Origin of the sequence: Streptomyces sp. SID5469 (assembly GCF_009862865.1) — a bacterium.
Classification (GTDB): domain Bacteria; phylum Actinomycetota; class Actinomycetes; order Streptomycetales; family Streptomycetaceae; genus Streptomyces; species Streptomyces avermitilis.
The window spans coordinates 7,643,954-7,662,095 of record NZ_WWIN01000001.1 but is presented as its reverse complement, the minus strand read 5'-3'; the positions used below and the strand labels follow the sequence as shown (position 1 = coordinate 7,662,095).

The 18,142-nt window shown below is 68.7% G+C and carries 15 protein-coding genes; 6 read left to right on the top strand and 9 right to left on the bottom strand.

The window, feature by feature from the left end; all coding sequences use genetic code 11:
• Positions 1–12: 12 nt before the first annotated feature.
• The gene (locus tag GTY58_RS33195) at positions 13–1,464 is read left to right on the top strand and encodes a penicillin-binding transpeptidase domain-containing protein (protein WP_010987787.1); all 1,452 of its coding nucleotides are present in this window, start codon (positions 13–15) and stop codon (positions 1,462–1,464) included.
• A 67-nt stretch (positions 1,465–1,531) separates the two neighbouring features.
• On the opposite strand, the gene GTY58_RS33190 is transcribed toward GTY58_RS33195, so the two are convergent.
• Entirely contained in the window at positions 1,532–2,983 is a 1,452-nt protein-coding gene (locus GTY58_RS33190) for an NCS2 family permease (RefSeq protein WP_010987786.1), read from the bottom strand.
• A gap of 257 nt (positions 2,984–3,240) precedes the next feature.
• Here GTY58_RS33190 and GTY58_RS33185 point away from each other — a divergent pair, with 257 nt between their 5' ends.
• The 3 genes from GTY58_RS33185 to GTY58_RS33175 all read left to right on the top strand — a co-directional run bounded on the left by GTY58_RS33185 (position 3,241) and on the right by GTY58_RS33175 (position 5,600).
• On the top strand, positions 3,241–3,807 hold the full coding sequence (locus GTY58_RS33185) for a SigE family RNA polymerase sigma factor (RefSeq protein WP_010987785.1): 567 nt from the start codon (positions 3,241–3,243) through the stop codon (positions 3,805–3,807).
• Positions 3,804–4,670: a hypothetical protein gene (locus tag GTY58_RS33180; RefSeq protein WP_010987784.1), complete on the top strand. Its 867-nt coding sequence runs from the start codon at positions 3,804–3,806 to the stop codon at positions 4,668–4,670. The genes GTY58_RS33185 and GTY58_RS33180 overlap by 4 nt, the downstream gene beginning before the upstream one ends.
• 99 nt (positions 4,671–4,769) lie before the next feature.
• Positions 4,770–5,600: a pectate lyase gene (locus GTY58_RS33175; RefSeq protein ID WP_010987783.1), complete on the top strand. Its 831-nt coding sequence runs from the start codon at positions 4,770–4,772 to the stop codon at positions 5,598–5,600.
• Between the two features lie 168 nt (positions 5,601–5,768).
• Here GTY58_RS33175 and GTY58_RS33170 read toward each other — a convergent pair whose 3' ends face one another.
• On the bottom strand, positions 5,769–6,926 hold the full coding sequence (locus tag GTY58_RS33170; protein WP_010987782.1) for a right-handed parallel beta-helix repeat-containing protein: 1,158 nt from the start codon (positions 6,924–6,926) through the stop codon (positions 5,769–5,771).
• A gap of 241 nt (positions 6,927–7,167) precedes the next feature.
• On the opposite strand from GTY58_RS33170, the gene GTY58_RS33165 reads away from it, so the two are divergent.
• Entirely contained in the window at positions 7,168–9,375 is a 2,208-nt protein-coding gene (locus tag GTY58_RS33165; RefSeq protein ID WP_010987781.1) for a family 43 glycosylhydrolase, read from the top strand.
• 203 nt (positions 9,376–9,578) lie between these two features.
• Here GTY58_RS33165 and GTY58_RS33160 read toward each other — a convergent pair whose 3' ends face one another.
• Positions 9,579–10,373 (bottom strand): HAD family acid phosphatase, encoded by a 795-nt coding sequence (locus tag GTY58_RS33160; protein ID WP_010987780.1) that lies wholly within the window; start codon positions 10,371–10,373, stop codon positions 9,579–9,581.
• Positions 10,374–10,657: 284 nt separating this feature from the next.
• Here GTY58_RS33160 and GTY58_RS33155 point away from each other — a divergent pair, with 284 nt between their 5' ends.
• On the top strand, positions 10,658–10,969 hold the full coding sequence (locus GTY58_RS33155) for a hypothetical protein (RefSeq protein WP_107083256.1): 312 nt from the start codon (positions 10,658–10,660) through the stop codon (positions 10,967–10,969).
• Positions 10,970–11,060: 91 nt separating this feature from the next.
• Here the strand turns inward: GTY58_RS33155 and GTY58_RS33150 are convergent, their stop codons facing one another.
• The 6 genes from GTY58_RS33150 to GTY58_RS33125 form a co-directional block, all read right to left on the bottom strand.
• Positions 11,061–12,173, bottom strand: a complete 1,113-nt coding sequence (locus GTY58_RS33150) for a chondroitinase-B domain-containing protein (protein WP_010987778.1) — start codon at positions 12,171–12,173, stop codon at positions 11,061–11,063.
• Between the two features lie 62 nt (positions 12,174–12,235).
• Positions 12,236–13,261, bottom strand: coding sequence for a pectinesterase family protein (locus tag GTY58_RS33145; RefSeq protein ID WP_037646860.1), 1,026 nt, complete (start codon positions 13,259–13,261; stop codon positions 12,236–12,238).
• 1 nt (position 13,262) lies between these two features.
• Positions 13,263–14,402, bottom strand: coding sequence for a pectinesterase family protein (locus GTY58_RS33140; protein WP_010987776.1), 1,140 nt, complete (start codon positions 14,400–14,402; stop codon positions 13,263–13,265).
• A gap of 2 nt (positions 14,403–14,404) precedes the next feature.
• Positions 14,405–15,736: a pectate lyase gene (locus GTY58_RS33135; protein ID WP_010987775.1), complete on the bottom strand. Its 1,332-nt coding sequence runs from the start codon at positions 15,734–15,736 to the stop codon at positions 14,405–14,407.
• Positions 15,737–15,810: 74 nt separating this feature from the next.
• On the bottom strand, positions 15,811–16,611 hold the full coding sequence (locus GTY58_RS33130; protein WP_010987774.1) for a rhamnogalacturonan acetylesterase: 801 nt from the start codon (positions 16,609–16,611) through the stop codon (positions 15,811–15,813).
• Between the two features lie 164 nt (positions 16,612–16,775).
• Positions 16,776–18,113 carry a sugar ABC transporter substrate-binding protein gene (locus tag GTY58_RS33125; RefSeq protein WP_010987773.1) on the bottom strand — a complete coding sequence of 446 codons (1,338 nt, stop codon included), beginning with the start codon at positions 18,111–18,113 and terminating at the stop codon, positions 16,776–16,778.
• Positions 18,114–18,142 lie beyond the last annotated feature (29 nt).

Here is an 18,142-nt window from a genome sequence, read left to right as displayed (position 1 = left end):
CTTCTGAGCGGGATGAACAAGACGATCAGGCGTGCCGCCGTCTTCACACTGCTGCTCGTGCTGGCCCTGCTGGTCAGGGCCACCTGGGTGCAGTTCTACGACGGCAAGGCACTCGCGGACAACAAGGACAACCGGCGGAACGCGATCGAGCTGTACGCGAACCCGCTCGGGAACATCATCGTGGCCGGCGACGCGATCACCGGTTCCGCACGGACGAAGGGCAGCGACCTCGCGTACAAGCGGACGTACACGGACGGCAGTCTGTACGCGGCCGTGACGGGCTACAGCTCGCAGGTGTTCGGGGCGACCCAGCTCGAAGGCATCTACCAGAACCTGCTCGACGGCACGGACAACCAGCTGAAGAACCCGCTCGACACGATCACCAACAAGCGCGCCGACCCGGGCGACGTGGTCACCACGATCGACCCGGACGTACAGAAGGCCGCATATCGGGCACTCGGTGACAACAAGGGTGCCGCCGTCGCGATCGATCCGAAGACCGGCAAGATCCTCGCGGCCGTCTCCACCCCGTCGTACGACCCCTCGACGTTCAGCGCCGGCAACTCCGCCGCGTGGAAGAAGCTGACCGAGGACGCCGACAAGCCGATGACGAACCGGGCACTGCGCCAGCCGCTGCCGCCGGGTTCGACCTTCAAGCTGGTCGTCGCGGCCGCCGCCCTGGAGGACGGGCTCTACTCGTCGGTGGACAAGGACACGGACAGTCCGAACCCGTACACGCTGCCGGGCACGACCCAGGTCCTGGCGAACGAGAACGCCTCGGCGCCCTGCGAGAACGCCTCGATCCGTGTCGCGCTCCAGTACTCGTGCAACAACGTCTTCGCGAAGATGGCCGTCGACCTGGGCCAGGACAAGGTCAGGGCGATGGCGGAGAAGTTCGGCTTCAACGACACGTCGCAGGACGTGCCGGTGCGGGCGTACCCGAGTGTCTATCCCTCGGACATGGACAAGGCGCAGACCGGTCTGTCGGGCATCGGCCAGTTCGATGTGACCGCGACCCCGCTCCAGATGGCCATGGTGTCCGCGGCGATAGCGAACGACGGCAAGCTGGTCTCACCGCACATGGTGTCGCAGACCAGCGACGCCGACGGCACGGTGCTGAAGGACTACGACGACAGCACGGAGACCAAGGAGATCGTCGGCTCGTCGACCGCCGAGCAGTTGCGGTCCGCGATGCAGACCGTCGTCGAGGAAGGCACCGGCACCAACGCGCGGATCCCCGGCGCGACCGTGGGCGGCAAGACGGGCACGGCCCAGCACGGCGAGAACAACAGCAAGACGCCGTACGCCTGGTTCACCTCGTACGCGAAGTCCGACTCCAGCAGCAAGGAGGTCGCCGTCGCGGTCATGGTGGAGCAGTCCGGCGCGGCCCGCTCCGAGGTCAGCGGCAACGGGCTGGCGGCGCCGGTCGCGAAGGCGATGATGCGGGCGGCACTGAAGAACTGACACCGCCGCGCACAGACGGAAGGGCCGCCCTCGCTCCCCTGGAGGGCGGCCCTTCGCACACCTCGGACTACTTCACGCCGAGGATCTGCTCGACCGGGTCGATCGCGAAGTACACCAGGAACAGCGCGGAGGTCGCCCACAGCAGCCAGTGGATCTCCTTCGCCTTGCCGAGCACCGCCTTGATCAGCACATAGGCGAGGAAGCCGGCGCCGATGCCGTTGGTGATGGAGTAGGTGAACGGCATCACGGCGATCGTCAGGAACGCGGGGATGGCGATCTCGTACCTGTCCCAGTCGATGTGCTTGACCTGGGTCATCATCAGGAAGCCGACCGCGACGAGGGCCGGGGCCGCCGCCTGCATCGGCACGATCGTCAGCAGCGGGGTCAGGAAGAGGGCGAACGCGAACAGCCCGCCCGTGACCAGGTTCGAGAAGCCGGTGCGTGAGCCCTCGCCGACGCCCGCCGCCGACTCGATGTACGAGGTCGCGGAGGAGGCGGAGGCGGCGCCGCCCGCGACCGCCGCCGCGCCGTCGATGAGCAGCACGCGGCCGAGATCCGGCACCTTGCCCTCCTCGTCGAGCAGGCCCGCCTCGGCGCTGATGCCGACGACCGTGCCCATGGTGTCGAAGAAGTCCGACAGGACGAGGGTGAAGACCAGCAGGACGACGGTGATCGCGCCGGTCTCGCCGAAGGCGCCGAACAGGCTGAAGTGGCCGAGCAGGCCGAAGTCCGGGGAGGCCACGACGTCGTCGGGGACCTTCGGTACGGTCAGTCCCCAGTTCTTGACGTCGGCGACGGAGTTGATGACGATCGCCACGATCGTCATCGTCACGATGCTGATCAGGATGGCGCCCCTGACCCTGCGCGCGAGCAGCCCGATGGTGAGCAGGACGCCGAGGCAGAAGACCAGGACCGGCCAGCCGGTCAGCGTGCCGGTGCCGCCCAGCTGCACCGGCACGGTGGTGCCCGCGACGTCCGGGACACGGCTGACGAAGCCGGCGTCGACGAAGCCGATGAACGCGATGAACAGGCCGATACCGACGCTGATGGCCTGCTTGAGCGGCTGCGGGATCGCGTGCATGACGGCCTCGCGCAGACCCGTCACCACCAGCACACAGATCAGCAGACCTTCGAGGACGACCAGGCCCATCGCGTCGTCCCAGCTCATCAGCGGGGCGATCTGGAAGGCGACGACCGCGTTGAGGCCGAGGCCCGCGGCGAGCGCGAGCGGGAGGTTGCCGCCGACGCCCATGACGACCGTCATCACCGCGGCCACCAGCGCGGTGGCGGTGGTGAGTTGGACGTGGTCGAGCTGGTGCCCGAACTTGTCCTTGGCGCTGCCCAGGATGATGGGGTTCAGGACAAGGATGTAGGCCATGGTGAAGAACGTGGCGAAGCCGCCGCGTATCTCCCGGCCGAAGGTGGAGCCCCGGGCCGAGATCTTGAAGAACCGGTCGATGCCGTTCCCCCCTGGGGGCACGGCACTTGGCAGGTCGGTCACCTGCTGCGTTTCGGACATGGCGAGACTCCTCGTACCCGGCGGTGCTGGTGTGCGGATGCTGGCTGGATTGTTCCCGCGTTGAACCGCTTTCAGGTTTTCCCCGTGTTACGGAATCGAGTTCGGCAGGCCATACGGCGTTCGAGACCCCGTACGAACGCTGGTACGCTTCCCGATCTCGCCCCGCGGGGACACCGTTTCTTCACGGGTGACACACGGGGGCCGTATACGCGGGCACCTGTACCGGTGCCTGGAGTCGCAGCGAGGAGAGGTCGCCCGTGGGCACGGTCGTCGACGACGCCGCCTCCGTGGAATTCCACGCCTTCTTCGAACGGCACTATGCCGAACTGGCGCGTCTGGCAGCCCTGTTGACAGGCGAACCGGACGCCGCCGACGATCTGGCGGCCGATGCGCTGCTCGCCCTGTGGCACCGCTGGGACCGGGTGCGCGCGGCGGACCACCCGGTGGCGTACGCGCGCGGCGTGGTCGCCAATCTCGCCCGCACCCGGATCCGCAGCGCGGTGCGCGAGCGCCGGCGGATCACGCTCTTCTGGTCGCAGCGCGAGGACAAGACCGAGAACCCCGATATACCGGGCACGGTCGATGTCCAGGAGGCGCTGCGCAGACTGCCGTTCCGCAAGCGCGCGTGTGTGGTTCTGCGGCATGCTTTCGACCTCTCGGAGAAGGACACGGCTCTCGCCCTCGGTGTTTCCGTGGGTACGGTGAAGAGCCAGACGTCGAAGGGCATGGCGGAGTTGAAGCGGCTTCTCGGCACCGACGAGGCCCCGATCCGGGTGCACGCGGGAGTGCTGCCCACGGGTGGAGCCGGAGGAAGGGACCGATGAGGAAGGGGCAGGACGTGCACGACGAGCTGCGCGCCGGGCTGCGTGAGGCGGCCGAGGCGCACGAGCCCGACCGCGCACGCATCCTGGCCCGGGTGGAGCGCGGGATGGCGGGAGCCGGCGAGCGGCGGCCCGCGCCGCGCGCGGCGCGCCCGCCCCTGCTCGGCTGGGCACGGGTCGTGGGTGCCACCGCCGCGGTCGCGGGTGTTCTCGCGGTGGGCGGCTACGCGGTCGCCTCGGCGGTGAAGGACGACACCCCGCCGCAGCAGACCGTCGCGGTCTCGCCGACCCCCGATCCGACGCCGGACGCGACGAGCCGGGCGCCTCTCGCCCCGGACCCCACCCACCGATCCGGTACGTCGAAGCCGTCCGGGAAGCCGAGTTCGCCGCCCTCGGGGACCCCGACGTCCGAGAGCTCCGCCGCCACCGACCGGCCGCCCGCCAAGGGCGACACGGACGGCCCTGTCTGGTCCGACGGCTCGGTCGACCCGCACAGCAACGACTTCTGGGCACAGAGCAATGTGACCCTGAAGACGAGCGAGCAACTCACGTCGCTCACCGTCCGGTTGAAGATCAGGCAGTCCGGCGGGGTCACCGACGCGGGTGCCTGGCGTTCGCTGCCCGAGGACGACTTCACGACGACGGTCGTCGAGAAGGGCGGCTTCCTCGTCTACACCTGGGTGCTCAAGCCGGACCACACGGTCTGGCCGGGCGAGTGGGTGTTCGCGGGCCAGTACGACCACGACCGCGGCGGCCGGGACGCGAAGGACGACAGCTACTCGGCGACGGCCACCGCCAAGGACGGCGGACGGTCCGCCGTGCGTGGTGACTTCGCGGCCCGGGTCACCGACGACGGCGACTCGTAGCGAACGTCCGTGAAGAAAGATCCGCGGACCCGGCAACCCTTTCCTCACCAGTGGCGACCAGAAGACGCAAGAACGTCCTGCCACACAAGGAATCGGTACATGACTGCACCATCTGAACAGCGCGTCCGCCACCGCCGCCGGGTCACCAAGCGGCGGGCGGTGATCGGTTCGGCCGCCGCCCTCGGCCTCACCGCGGGGGCGCTCGTCACGACGTCGCTGCTGTCCTCCGCGGGCGCCGCGACGTCCTGGCCCGAGGCCACGGGCAGCAAGGCCGTGTCGTCGACGATCGAGGTGTCGGGCACGTACGACGGCAAGCTGAAGAAGTTCTCCGGGAGCGGGGACCTCGGGACGGCCGACCAGTCCGAGGACCAGGGCCCGCTCTTCGAGCTCGAGGACGGTGCGGTCCTGAAGAACGTGATCATCGGTACCCCGGCCGCGGACGGCGTCCACTGCCTGGGCAGTTGCACGCTGCAGAACGTGTGGTGGCTGGACGTCGGCGAGGACGCGGCGAGCTTCAAGAGCAAGTCCTCGTCGGCGACGTACAAGGTGATCGGCGGCGGCGCGAAGTCGGCCTCCGACAAGGTGCTCCAGTTCAACGGGGCCGGCACGCTGACCGTGACCGGCTTCCAGGTGGAGAACTTCGGCAAGCTGGTGCGCTCCTGCGGCAACTGCAAGACGCAGTACAAGCGCACGGTCGTGCTCAGCGACATCGACGCGACCGCGCCGGGCAAGGCGCTCGTCGGCATCAACTCCAACTACGGGGACACGGCGACGCTGTCCAGGATCCGCATCCACGGCGACACCAAGAAGAAGATCAAGCCGTGCGTCCGCTTCAAGGGCAACAACACCGGCAAGGAGCCGACCGAGCTGGGCAGCGGCCCGGACGGCACCAGCTGCAAGTTCAAGACGTCCGACGTCAGCTACGAGTGACACCGACGGATTCGTACCGGGGAAACAACCACATGTTCGTTTTCGACGTCCCTTCCAGTGTGCGGAAGACGGACACCATGGATCTGCTGGCCTGAGCCCCCCTCGGCCAGTCAGAGGAACGCCCCCGCCGGTGACGACCGGCGGGGGCGTTCGCGCTCTTCGGCCGGGCTAGTTCATCGTGGAGCCGATCGTCGTGGAGCCGGTCGTGAGAAACGTCGTCGAGGGCAGCGAGCCGCTCGACGAGCGGGCCCCGTACGCCGTCGACGCGTCCGTGGACTTGAGGGACGGCGTGGAGACGCCGCTGTCCCAGTTGTTGCCCGCGGACACCGTGGACGAGCCGAGCTTGTCCAGGCCGCCCTTGTTGCTCACCGCGAGGTTCTTGGCGAGCCGCGCCTTGCCGGTGGCGAAGTAGAAGCCGACCTCGGTGTTGGCGTACGCGGTGTTGCGGTTGAGCAGGACGGCACCGGTGTTGGAGTTCTCGGTGAAGCCGTTCAGGGTGTTGTCCCAGGCCGCGTTGTTGTTCACGACGTGGGCGACGGTGACGCCTCCGCCGCCCAGCTTGAAGCCGTTGCCGTTGCCCTCGAAGGCCGAGTCGCTCCAGCGGTTCTTGCCGTTGCCGTAGGACCAGGAGTGCTCGATGGTGACGGGCGAGGAGAACTGCCAGAGGTCGAGGCCGTCGTCCGAGTTGTTGTACAGGCGCGCCCCGGTGACCTTGTTGCCGGTGCCGGAGCCGAACTTGATGGCGATGCCGTCGGCGTTCTGTCCGTGCCCGGCGGCATCGTAGTTGCCGTAACTGTCCAGGTTCTGCACGAGGTTGTTCGTCGTGCCGTCGCCGCGGAGGGTGAAGCCGGAGTCGCCGTTGTTCGCGGTGACGAGGTTCTTGAAGACGCCGCCGGCCGACGAGGTGACGACGAAGCCCTGGGCGGGCGAGTTCTGCCAGGTGATGTTCTGGACGGTCCAGTAGTCGCCGTAGACACCGGCGAGCCAGGAGCCGGCGGGGAGCTTGGAGCCGTCGATCTTCACCTTCTCACTGCCGTACGCCTGGAGGGTGATCCGCGCCGAACTGGTGCCGTCGGCCGTGGACTTGAGGGTGGCCGTCGGGTAGTAGGTGCCGGCGCGCACCTGGATGACGGTGCCTGCGGCGGCGTTCGCGACGGCCGACTGGAGCTGGGCGGTGGTGGAGACCGTGACCGTGGTGGAGGCGGCCTGCGCCGATCCGTTGTCCGACAGGCCGAGGCAGACGCCACCCGCCCCCGCGGCGACGGCCACCGCGGCGGCGATCGAGAGCGTGCGGGTTCTGCGGTGGCGTCCGGTGCTCTGGCGCACAGGGGTGGTTCCTTTCCGGGGGAGACAGGGGAAGCGAAACGGGCCGGAGGGGCCGCCCCGGCCCGCTTCTGACTCCTGGTCGCCGCCACTGCCGGAAAGGGTTGCCGTGGTCCGGACGAAAGCGATCGAAATTTTCGCTCCGGGGCGCCCCACGCACACCGATTGACGCACCGTCCCCCACTGGTGACACTCCGAGGACAGCTCATCCAACAGAATCCACCAGACCCCCACAGGATGTTTCATGCGCCGCACCGCCCGCACACTCCTGGTGCCTCTCCTCGCTCTGCTGCTGGGCCTGCTCGCCGCGCCGCCCAGCCCCGCCGCACAGTCCGGAGCACCCCACGTGAACGCCGCCAAGTACGCCGGCTATCTCTTCGCCTACTTCACCGGGGAGGGCACCGCCGACGGCGAGCAGATCCGCTACGCCCTCAGCCGCGGCAACGACCCGTTGCACTGGCGGGAGTTGAACGCGGGAAAGCCCGTCCTCACCTCGGACCTGGGCGAGAAGGGGCTGCGCGACCCGTTCGTGATCCGCTCCCCCAAGGGTGACAAGTTCTTCCTGATCGCGACCGACCTGAAGATGTACCGGAACAGCAGCGGCAGCTGGGACCAGGTCCAGCGGCACGGCAGCAGGTCCATCATGATCTGGGAGTCCACCGATCTGGTCCACTGGACCGACCAGCGGCTGGTGCGGGTCGCCCCCGGCAACGCGGGCAACACCTGGGCGCCGGAGGCCTATTGGGACGACACGCTGGGCGCGTACGTCGTCTTCTGGGCGTCGAAGCTCTACGCGGACGACGACCCCGACCACACGGGCTCGACGTACAACAAGATGCTGTACGCGACCACGAAGGACTTCCGCACCTTCAGCGAGCCGAAGGTCTGGGACGACCCGGGCTACTCGGTGATCGACTCGACCGTCATCAAGCACAAGGGCAGTTACTACCGCTACACCAAGGACGAGCGCGACCCGAGCTCGTCCAGCCCCTGTTCGAAGTTCATCACCGGCGAGAAGTCGACGTCGCTCACGGACCCGACGTACGACTTCGTCTCCGACTGCATCGGCAGCGGTTCGATCGACCGGGGTGAGGGCCCCACGGTCTTCAAGTCCAACACCGAGAACAAGTGGTACCTGTTCATCGACGAGTACGGCGGCCGCGGTTACGTCCCCTTCGAGACGACCGACCTCGACTCGGGCGAGTGGACCATGTCGACGGACTACCAGCTGCCCGCGAGCCCGCGGCACGGGACGGTCATGCCCGTGACGCGGGCCGAGTACGACCGGCTCCTGGCCGCGTACCCGGTGAGCGGCACCTCGGTGGTGGACGCGACGGCGAAGGGGCAGAAGGGGTACGCGGTCGTCTCCGAGGACACCGCGAAGGTCGTGCTGCCGATGAAGCCGGACGCGGACCTGCGGAGACTGGCCCCGGCCCTGGCCGTCGGCGCGGGCGCGACCCTGAGCCCGCGCTCCGGTACGCGGCGCGATTTCCGCAGGCCGCAGACGTACACGGTGACGGCGGCGGACGGCACGAGGCGCACCTGGACCGTCGAGGCGGTACCGACCCGCAGCCCGGTCCTGCCCGGGCTGTACGCGGACCCCGACATCCAGTACCTGGACGGCCGTTACTGGATCTACCCGACCACGGACGGCTTCCCCGGCTGGAGCGGCACACGGTTCAAGGCGTTCTCGTCGAAGGACCTGGTCCACTGGAAGGACCACGGCGTGATCCTCGACCTGGGGCCTGATGTGACGTGGGCGGACAAGAACGCCTGGGCCCCGGCGATCGCCGAGCGCGACGGGAAGTACTACTTCTACTTCTGCGCGGAGCAGCAGATCGGCGTGGCGGTGGCCGACTCCCCGGCGGGCCCCTTCAAGGACGCACTGGGCAAGCCCCTGGTCGCCAAGGGGAAGTTGGCGGGCCAGATGATCGACCCGGCGGTGTTCACGGACGACGACGGCACGTCGTATCTCTACTGGGGCAACGGACACGGGTACGTCGTGCCGCTGAACGACGACATGGTGTCGTACGACGCGACGAAGGTGAAGGACATCACCCAGCCGGACTTCCGCGAGGGATCCTTCGTGGTCGAGCGGCAGGGGACGTACTACTTCATGTGGTCCGAGGACGACACCGGCAGCGAGAACTACCACGTCTCCTACGCGACCGGACCGTCCCCGCTCGGCCCGTGGACCAAGCGGGGCACGATCCTGTCCAAGCGCCCCGAGTACGGCATCAAGGGGACCGGTCACCACTCGGTGGTGAACGTGCCCGGCACGGACGACTGGTACATCGTCTACCACCGGTTCGCCCTGAGCGGTCCCGGGAAGGCGGGCGGGGACGGCACGCACCGGGAGACGACCATCGACCGGATGACCTTCGCGGCCGACGGAACGATCGAGCCGGTGACACCGACGCTGGAGTCGGTCAGGCCCGTGCGCGCAAACTAGCGGCCGGTCACGGCCCGGGGCAGGAGCGGAGCGAGCGACTCCTGCGCCGGGCCGGTGCGTTCATGCCGAAAACCGGTCCATTAGAACATGTGTCCCATCGAAGGTGATCATGAGAGCCCAGGTACGACAAGACCGCCGCTTCCTGCGAAGCGGCGGTCGGCCTGGCGTCGTTCCTGTGAGCAGGACCGGTCCGGAGACGGACCTCAGCTCACGAAGTACGTCGGGTTCGGGAGCTTGTACGTCTTGTCGGCGTAGCCGCCCTCGAGGTCCGAGTACTGGTCGCCGAAGTTGGCGACGATGTCGTACCCGAGGGACTCGATGTGCTTGCGGGTGCCGGACTTGTACTGCACGGTCGTGCAGTTCCAGGCGGCGGCGGTGGCGCAGGCGCTCAGGTACGCCGGCGGGTTGGCCGCGTCCTTGAGGAACATGTGGTCGGCGTCGAGGTTGATGTCGGCGCCGACCTTCTTCAGGTTCGCGACCGCGGAGACGCGCTGCGACTCCTTCAGGCCCGAGTTGTAGAAGACCTCGACGCCCTTGGACTTGGCGTACGCGACGAGTTCGGGGGTGCCGAAGACGGCCGGGCGGTCGGCCTTGGCCACGTAGTCGGCCCACGTGGTCGAGTTGTACGTGTAGTTGGTCTTCTTCTCGTAGTCGAGGGAGAGCAGCAGCGTGTCGTCGATGTCGAAGACGACCGCGGGCTTGTCTCCGTGGCGCTTCGCCTTGTGCGCCGCCTTGTCGATGTAGCGCTTGGCGCCCGACTCCAGGCGCGCCAGGTCCTTGGCGTACTGGCTGTCCTTGGACGCCTGGTACACGCCGTTGCTGTCGAGCGTGGCGCCGTAGTAGGTGTCGATGTCCTTGACCAGGAGCCCGATGTTGTAGGGCTCATGGGTCGAGTTCGCCGTCGACTGGCCGGCGGTGGCGACGCCGGTGCCGTACAGGGCGGCACCGGCGACGGCACAAGCGGCGCCGATGGCAGCCGCTCTGAGGGACTTCCGCATGGGTTCTCCGGATCTGGGAGGGTTGGTAACCAGGTCATTCCGCACCAGGTCAGAGACTGTCTACGCGCATCACGCACGCGGCGCGAGAGGCTTTATCCGATCGATATCTCACGCACAGGAAGCACCTCCTGGGACGCATTGCCCGCGACTGACGCCGTCTTGACCTTCTCTTGAACCGGTTCTCCTAGGGTCGGAACGCACATGCGAACGATGCGTCAGGCGGGTTGCACCGCAGGGGCGATGACCTCGGCGACGGCATGGTCCTGCACGAAGGGAACGGAAAATTGACTGAGGGACTCCACCTCGCCGCGGGATCGAACGGCCCCTCGCCGGTCGTCCTCGCCGTCTTCCTGTCGGGCGGCCTGGTCGCCTTCTGGTGCGGGGTGAGTTGGGCGTTCGACGTGCGCGGGATCACCACCCGGCGCGCCGAGCGGATTCGCCGTAGGAATGAGGAGAGCTGGGCGGCGATGGGTCGCCTGGGCGGGTCGCCCACTGTTTTCGCGACTCCCGGCTATCTCCGGTTCCTGGGCGCGCTGATGGCGTTCGCGGGTGTGATCCTGTGCGTGGTGGCGTACGCCCTGTGGCACTTGGGCTGAGCGTCCGTCGGCGTGCGGGAAGCGGCCGGCCGTGCCGCTTCCCGCACGGAGCGGTTGCTGACGACCAGTTCACCTAGTTCACCTAGTTCACCTAGTTCATCGTCGCCCCGATCGTCGTGCTCCCCGTCGTCAGGAACGTCGTCGTCGGCAGCGCGCCGTTCGACTGGCGGGAGTTGTACGTCGTCGTCGCGTCCGTGGAGATGAAGGACGGCGTGGCGATGCCCGAGTCCCAGTTGTTGCCGGAGGACGTGACCGAGGAGCCCTTGGAGACCGCCGCGGACCCGTTGCTCACCGCCAGGTTCTTGCCGAGCTTCGCGGAGCTGGTGGCGAAGTAGTAGCCGTACTTGCCGTTGGCGTAGGCGGTGGTGCGGTTGATGACGATCGCGCCGGTGTTGGAGTTCTCGGTGAAGCCGCTGCCGGCGTCGTCCCAGGCGGCGGAGTTGTTGACGACATGCGCGACGACCTCGCCGTCGCCGCCCAGCTTGTAGCCGTTGCCGTCGCCCGCGAAGGCCGAGTCGCCCCAGCGGTTCTTGCCGTTGCCGAAGGACCAGGTGTGCTCGATGGTGACGGTCGAGGAGAAGGACCAGAAGTCGATGCCGTCGTCCGAGTTGTTGTACAGGCGGGCGCCGGTGATCAGGTTGCCGGTGCCGGAGCCGAACTTCACGGCCACGCCGTCCGCGTTCTCGCCATGGGTGGCGGCGTCGTAGTGGCCGTACGAGTCGATGTTCCTGACCGTGTTGTTGACGGTGCCGTCGCCGGTGAGGGTGAAGCCGGAGTCGCCGCCGTTGATGGTCTTGATGTTGTTCCAGTTCGTGCCGGTGCAGGACTGGCAGACGACGGCGCTGTCCGGGGAGTTCTGGAAGGTGATGTTGGAGACGTTCCAGTAGTCGGCGGTCAGCTTGAAGATCCAGTCGCCGGCGGGCAGCGACGACCCGTCGATCTTCACCGTCTCCGAGCCGTACGCCTGGAGGGTGACCGGGCTCGACGAGGTGCCGTTGGCGGTCGACTGGAGGGTCGCCGTCGGGTAGTACGTGCCGCCGCGCACCTGGATGACGGTACCGGCGGTGGCGTTCTTGATGGCGCTGGTGAGATCAGCCGTGGTGCTGACGACGACGGTCGCCGCCTGGGCCTGGGTGGGGAGGACGGCGAGTCCGGCGCCGAGCGCCAGGGTGGCGCCCAGGGCGAGAGCGGTTCGACGAGACATGGAGTGCGGTCCTTTCGTCGATGCGGGTTGGTGGAGCTACAGCGGTGGTCGGTGCGGGGACATCACGGGCGCCAGTCGCCGAGATACGCCGCACGCGTGTGCGACGCGGCTTCCGCGTCCGTGAGCTGGGGACGGTTCTCCGGCGCGGTGATCTCCGCGCCGGGGCCCGTGTTGCGGTACTCGCGAAAGCGCATGGACTGCCAGGGGTAGGCCTCGCGCATGTCGGTGTACGGCGCCACCGCGTCGATGCCGGGGCCCAGCTCCGTCTCCCGTACGACCAGGGACGGCCAGGCCGTCGTCTCGTACGTGGGCACCCACGGCCGCGCGATCTTGTACGCCCCGTCCTCGGCGCCGGAGGTGACCCGGCTGCGTACCGCCAGGAAGCCGTGCGGATTCGCGCGGGCCGTGGACGGTGCGAAGACCATCCCCTCGGGCTTGAAGGCGACGTCCCGGTCGAGGGTGTGGAAGTGGCAGCGCTCGAAGACGGCGGTGGCCCGCCCGAAGACGAAGTCGACGTCGCCCTCGATGTAGCAGTCGCGGTAGTGGTGGCGGTCGAAGGCGGTGAGCGCGGTGGTGTCCGCGAACAGGGTGTCCTGGTGCGCCAGCAGCCGCACGCGCGAGAAGGACGAACGGTCTCCCGTGACGTACGCCGCCACCGCCTGCGTCCCCGTGATCTCCGGGTGGTCCGCGCGCAGCCAGTCGTTGGCGAGCGTCAGCCCGTGGACGGTCAGCCCGGGCGCCGCCGAGGTGAAGGTGGCCGAGCCCGCGGTGCCGTAGGTGGTCCCGTCGGGCTTCACCGTCCCGTTGGCGTTGTCGTGGACGATGACGGTGTCGCGCGGGTCGCGTGTGGCACCCCTCAGCGTCAGGCCGGCTTTGTCGGCGGGGATCGTGACGACTTCGCGGTACGTGCCCGGGTGCACGACGATCGTCCGGCCGGGCCCGGTCACCGCGTCGACCGCGGCCTGGACGGAGTCGCCGGGGCGGACGTGCAGCGTCCGGCACGAGGAAGCCGGGGCGGGCGTCGAACCGAGGGCCGTCAGCGCACCGGCCGCCCCGGCCGCACTGGCGAGGAACGCACGTCGGCGCATCTCAACACCCCCTCCATGGCGTCCAGTCACCCAGATACGCCTCGCGGGTCGCCGACCCGGCTTCCCCGCGGGTGAGCTGGGGCCGGTTCCCGGGGACCGTGACCTCGGCGCCCGGACCGGAGTTCCGGTACTCGGCGAAGCGCTGGCTCTGCCACGGATAGCTGTCCGACATGTTGGTGTAGGGCGCGACCGCGTCGATCCCGGCGGCGAGGCGGGTGTCACGGACCGTCAGCATCGGCCGGGCGGTGGGGTCCGAGCTGGGCACCCAGGGGCGGGCGAGCTTGTAGTACGCGTCCGGGGCCCCGCTCGTGACACGGCCGCGGGTGACCAGGTAGCCGCGCGGGTCGGCGGCGGCGGTGGACGGCGCGAACACGAAGCCGTACGGGGCCCCGGCCAGGTCCGTGCGGTTCAGGGTGTGGAAGTGGCAGCGCTCGTACACGGCCGTCGCCCGGCCGAAGACGAAGTCCACATCACCCTCGACGTAGCAGTCGCGGTAGTACTGGCGGGCGAACGTGCCGAGCGCGATCGAGTCGGCGTACAGCGTGTCCTGGTGGCCGAGGAACCGGCACCCCAGGAAGGCCGACCGGTCGCCCTGGACCTTGATCGCGACGGCCTGGGTGCCGGTGATCTCGGGGTGGTCGGCGCGCAGGAAGTCGTTGGCGAAGGTGATCGAGCGGGCGGTGAAGCCGTCGGCCTGCACGGTGGTGGTGGCCGAGCCGGTCGTGCCGTAGGTGCCGCCGCCGGGCCTGGGCGTGCCGGCCGCGTTGTCGTACACGACGACGACGTCACGCGGGTCTCCGGAGGCGCCGATCCAGGTCATCTCCGTACGGGCGACGCCGACGGCGACCGTCTCGCGGTAGATGCCGGGCGCGAGGACGAGCGTGCGGCCGCTGCCTCCCCCAGTGCTGAACGCCTGGGAGGTACCCCCAGCCGCGGTCACCGCGGCCTGGACGGTGGTGTGGTCGCCGAGCCCGCCGGGATGGACGTACAGGGTCTGCTCGGTGAGGCGGGCGGCGGGCGAACCGTAGCGTCCGAAAGGCGCCCTCGTGGTCGCATGGGCGGGGGCCGCGAGTACCGGAGCCAGCGCGGCTCCGGTGCACGCGGCGACGAACGCCCGTCTGCTGAGCGGGAGTCCGGCCATGGTCAGCAGACCTTGCCGGCGCCCGCGCGGTGATCCACGATCCCCGGCACCGCCCTCGGCGGGTCGACCTTCGTGCGCAGGGTCGGCGTCCATCCGGCGCCGGACTGAAGGGTCTCCGCGGGGATCTCCGCGTTGTGCACGGCGATCAGGTCCGTCGGCGCCCCGTTGACGTAGTTGTCGGCGGCGGTGACCGGCGCCTCCTTCCACTTCTTCAGGACCGTCGCCGCGCTGATCCCCTCGGGCAGCGTGAACGCGTTGTGCTCGGCGACGAGTTGTGACTCCATGCCGATGCCGAAGCTGTAGGAGTAGGCGGAGCCGGCCACGAAGTGGTTGTTGTACGAGTCGACCTGCCCGAAGCGGACGCGGGGCGCGCGCTCGACGAGGCCCGAGAACAGGTTGTGGTGGAAGGTGACCCTCAGGTGCCCGCGGTCGACCGCCGCGGTGGACGCGCTGTCGCTGTTGCCGATCAGGATCGTCTTGTCGTGGTCGGTGAAGACGTTCCAGGAGGCGGTCACGTGGTCCGCGCCCTTGACGATGTCCAGCTCGCCGTCGTGCTGCTGGTAGATCCGCCCGAAGTAGGTGGGCAGCGAGCTGTCGGGGTGCTCCCCGTCGGTGAACGTGTTGTGGTCCAGCCAGATGTGCGTGGCCCCGTAGACCACCGCGCTGTCGTACTCGGAGTTCCAGTTGCCGACGGAGGTGTCGGTCGGGTCCCACTGCGGGAAGCAGTCGAGGGGGCTCTCGAAGGCGACGTTGCGGATGATCACGTTGTCGACGGCCGTGATCTGGAGGCTGGCTCCCTCGAAGCCGGCGTTCTTGCCGAGGCCGACGATCGTGGTGTTGGCGGGGACGCTCGCCTTGATGGCCTTGGCCTGGGTGTCGGCGGAGACGCGCCGCAGACCCTCGGGGCTGTCGTCCGGCTCGGCGTCCAGGTTGGCGCCGTAACCCCAGTTCTCCGGCGAATACTTCCGCAGATAGGCGTCGAAGTCGTAGCCGGCGGCGGCGAAGGAGTCGCAGCCCTCGGCGTTGGCGTCGATCGTGCCCTTCACCTTGATGATCTTCGGCGCGGTGCCGCCGTCCTTCAGCGCGGCCTTGAACCCGGCCCAGGTGGTGACGGTGTAGACGTGCGCGGCGTCGGCGGCCGCGCCCCCGGTGGTGCCGGTGCCGTCGGAGGCCCAGCCGTCACCGGCGGCGAGGGTCTGGCGGCCCAGGTCACGGGGCTGCGCCTGGGCCTGGGCGGTGGCCGTGGCGGTGGTACCGGTGACGGCGAGGGCCAGGGCGGTGCAGCCGACCAGCACCGTCGTGGTGACGTGCCCATGCCATGTCTGTGCGTTCATTGTGCGGCTCGCATTCTTCGGAAGAGGCTGCGGGAGAGGCTGTGGGAAAGGCTGTGGGAGCGATTCGGGAGGGGTTACGCGGTGGCCTGTGGCCAGGTGATCCAGGACTCGGGGACTTCCGCGTCGAGCCGGCGCACGTCCCGGGGCGCCAGCACCCGGCGGTGCAGCAGCCCGGCCGCGACGAGCCGGGCCACGGCGATCGCGCCCGGCGGGTCGAAGTGCGTGTTGTCCTGCTCGGTCGCGGTCCAGTTGAAGTACTTCTTCGTCTCCTCGACGCCGAGCTTCTGCCACAGGGCGATCGACAGGGCCTGGATGTCGAGCAGCGCCACGAGCTCGTCCTCGGCGAGGGCGCGCATCGCCGCCGGGTAGTCGCCGTGGGTCGGCACGGCGTTGCCGTCCGCGTCGAACTTTCTGCGCTCGACCGGGGTGGCGAGCACCGGCCGCGCACCCCGGGCCCGCGCCCCGTCCACGTACTGACGGAGACAGTCCTGGTAGGTCGTCCAGGGCTCGGTGTAGCGCGTCGGGTCGGCGCTCTTCTCGTCGTTGTGACCGAACTGGATGAGGAGGAAGTCGCCGGGTGCGATCACTTCAAGGATCGCGTCGAGACGCCCCTCGTCGATGAAACTCTTCGAACTGCGCCCGTTCACCGCGTGGTTGGAGACCGTCAGGTCCTCCCGGAGAAAGAACGGAAGCGCCATGCCCCACCCGGTCTCGGGAGCGGCGTCGGCGTACTTCTGGGCGGCGGTGGAGTCACCGGCGATGTAGAGGGTGCGTGCCCGACGGTTCGTATGGGCGGACGCGGGCCCCGTCGCGACGACGGCGACGGGTAAGGCGGCGAGGGCCACCGAGGCGACTTGTCTGCGGGTGAGCGACACAGGGATGTGCCTTTCAGCAGGGGTGAGGTGACGCGCCCCGAAGGGGCGCGGGGCTGTGACAATGCGCGGCTCCGCCGCGTGGGCGCGACCAGCCACGACCGGCCCGAGGTCGCACATCGAACCGAACGACCCCGAACCGACCGCACCCGGCCCGACCAACGGAGTTAGTGGTTCGCCTTCCAGTCCGCCTGCGCCTTGTTCAGCTGATCGGCCAACGTGTCCAGGAACTCCTTCGCCGACATCTTCCCGAGCAGCAGCTTCTGGAAGTTCGGCTCGTTGTCGGCCTTGGAGATCGTGTTCCAGTCCGGCAGGTAGTACGGCAGCTGCACGATCTTGGTGTCGGCGCCGTTGAGCGCCTCCGCGGCCAGCTTGGTGGGCTCGGCCTGCTGGACCCAGGTGTCCTTGGCGGCCTCGGTGTTCGCCGGGACCTGGCCCGCGGACTCGTTGAACTTGGAGTTCTCCGCGGAGGAGACGGCGAACTCGATGAACTTCCAGGCGGCCGCCTTGTTCTTGCTGGACTTGAACACGCTCATCCCGTCGACCGGGTTGGAGATCTGCACGCGTGTGCCGTCGTCCCGCGTCGGGTTGGGGATGCCCTTGAACTTGCCCGCGCCCAGTGCCTTCAGGTGGTCCTGGTAGGAACCGAGGTTGTGGCTCAGCATGCCGATGGTGCCGCTGTCCCACTGGGCGACCATCTTGGTGAAGTCGTTGTTGACGTCCGCGGACGGGGTGTCCTTCTTGTACAGGGCGATGTACTTCTCGAGGGCGGCGACGTTCTTCGGGTCGTTGACGGTGGTCTTCTCGCCGTTCCAGAACTCGGTGATGCCGGTCTGCCCGTACACCGCGTCCAGGGCCGGCGCGATGGACCCTTCGCCGCCCCGGATGGTGAAGCCGAACTTGTTCTTGCCCTTGTCGGTGAGCTTGTCGGCGGCCTCGTAGAACGTCGACCAGGTGGTCGGCGCGTCCAGGCCCGCGCTCTTGAACAGGTCGGTGCGGTACCACAGCGTGCCGTTGTTGGCGGAGGTCGGCACCTGGTACAGCGTGTCCCCGCCGCCCGCGGCCCGGCTGCTGTCGAGCAGGTTCTGGCTCAGCTCGCCGTTCAGCGAGCTCTTCTTGAGCCGGCTGTCCAGCGGCTCCAGTGCCCCCTGGACCGCGACCTCGGCGAGCATCGCGGTCCCCACACCGCCGACATCGGGCAGGCCACCGCCCTGGATGGCGGTGTCGTACTTGGACTGGGCGCTCGCGGCGGGTATCCCGACGTAGTTGACCTTGATGTCCGGGTACTTCTTCTCGAAGTCGGCGATGATCTGCTTCCAGATGTCGGTGCGGACACCGCCGTTGTTGTCCCAGAAGGTGATCTCGCCCTTGCCGGAGCCCTCGGTGCCCTTGTCGCCCGCGGCGCCGCTGCCGTCGTCGCCGCAGGCGGTGGCGGTGAGCGCGAGCACGGAGCCCAGGGCGACGGCCGTGGCGGCGCGCCTGCTTCTGTGGATGCTGATCTTCATTGGCCGGCTCTCTTCTTCTGGATCCAACG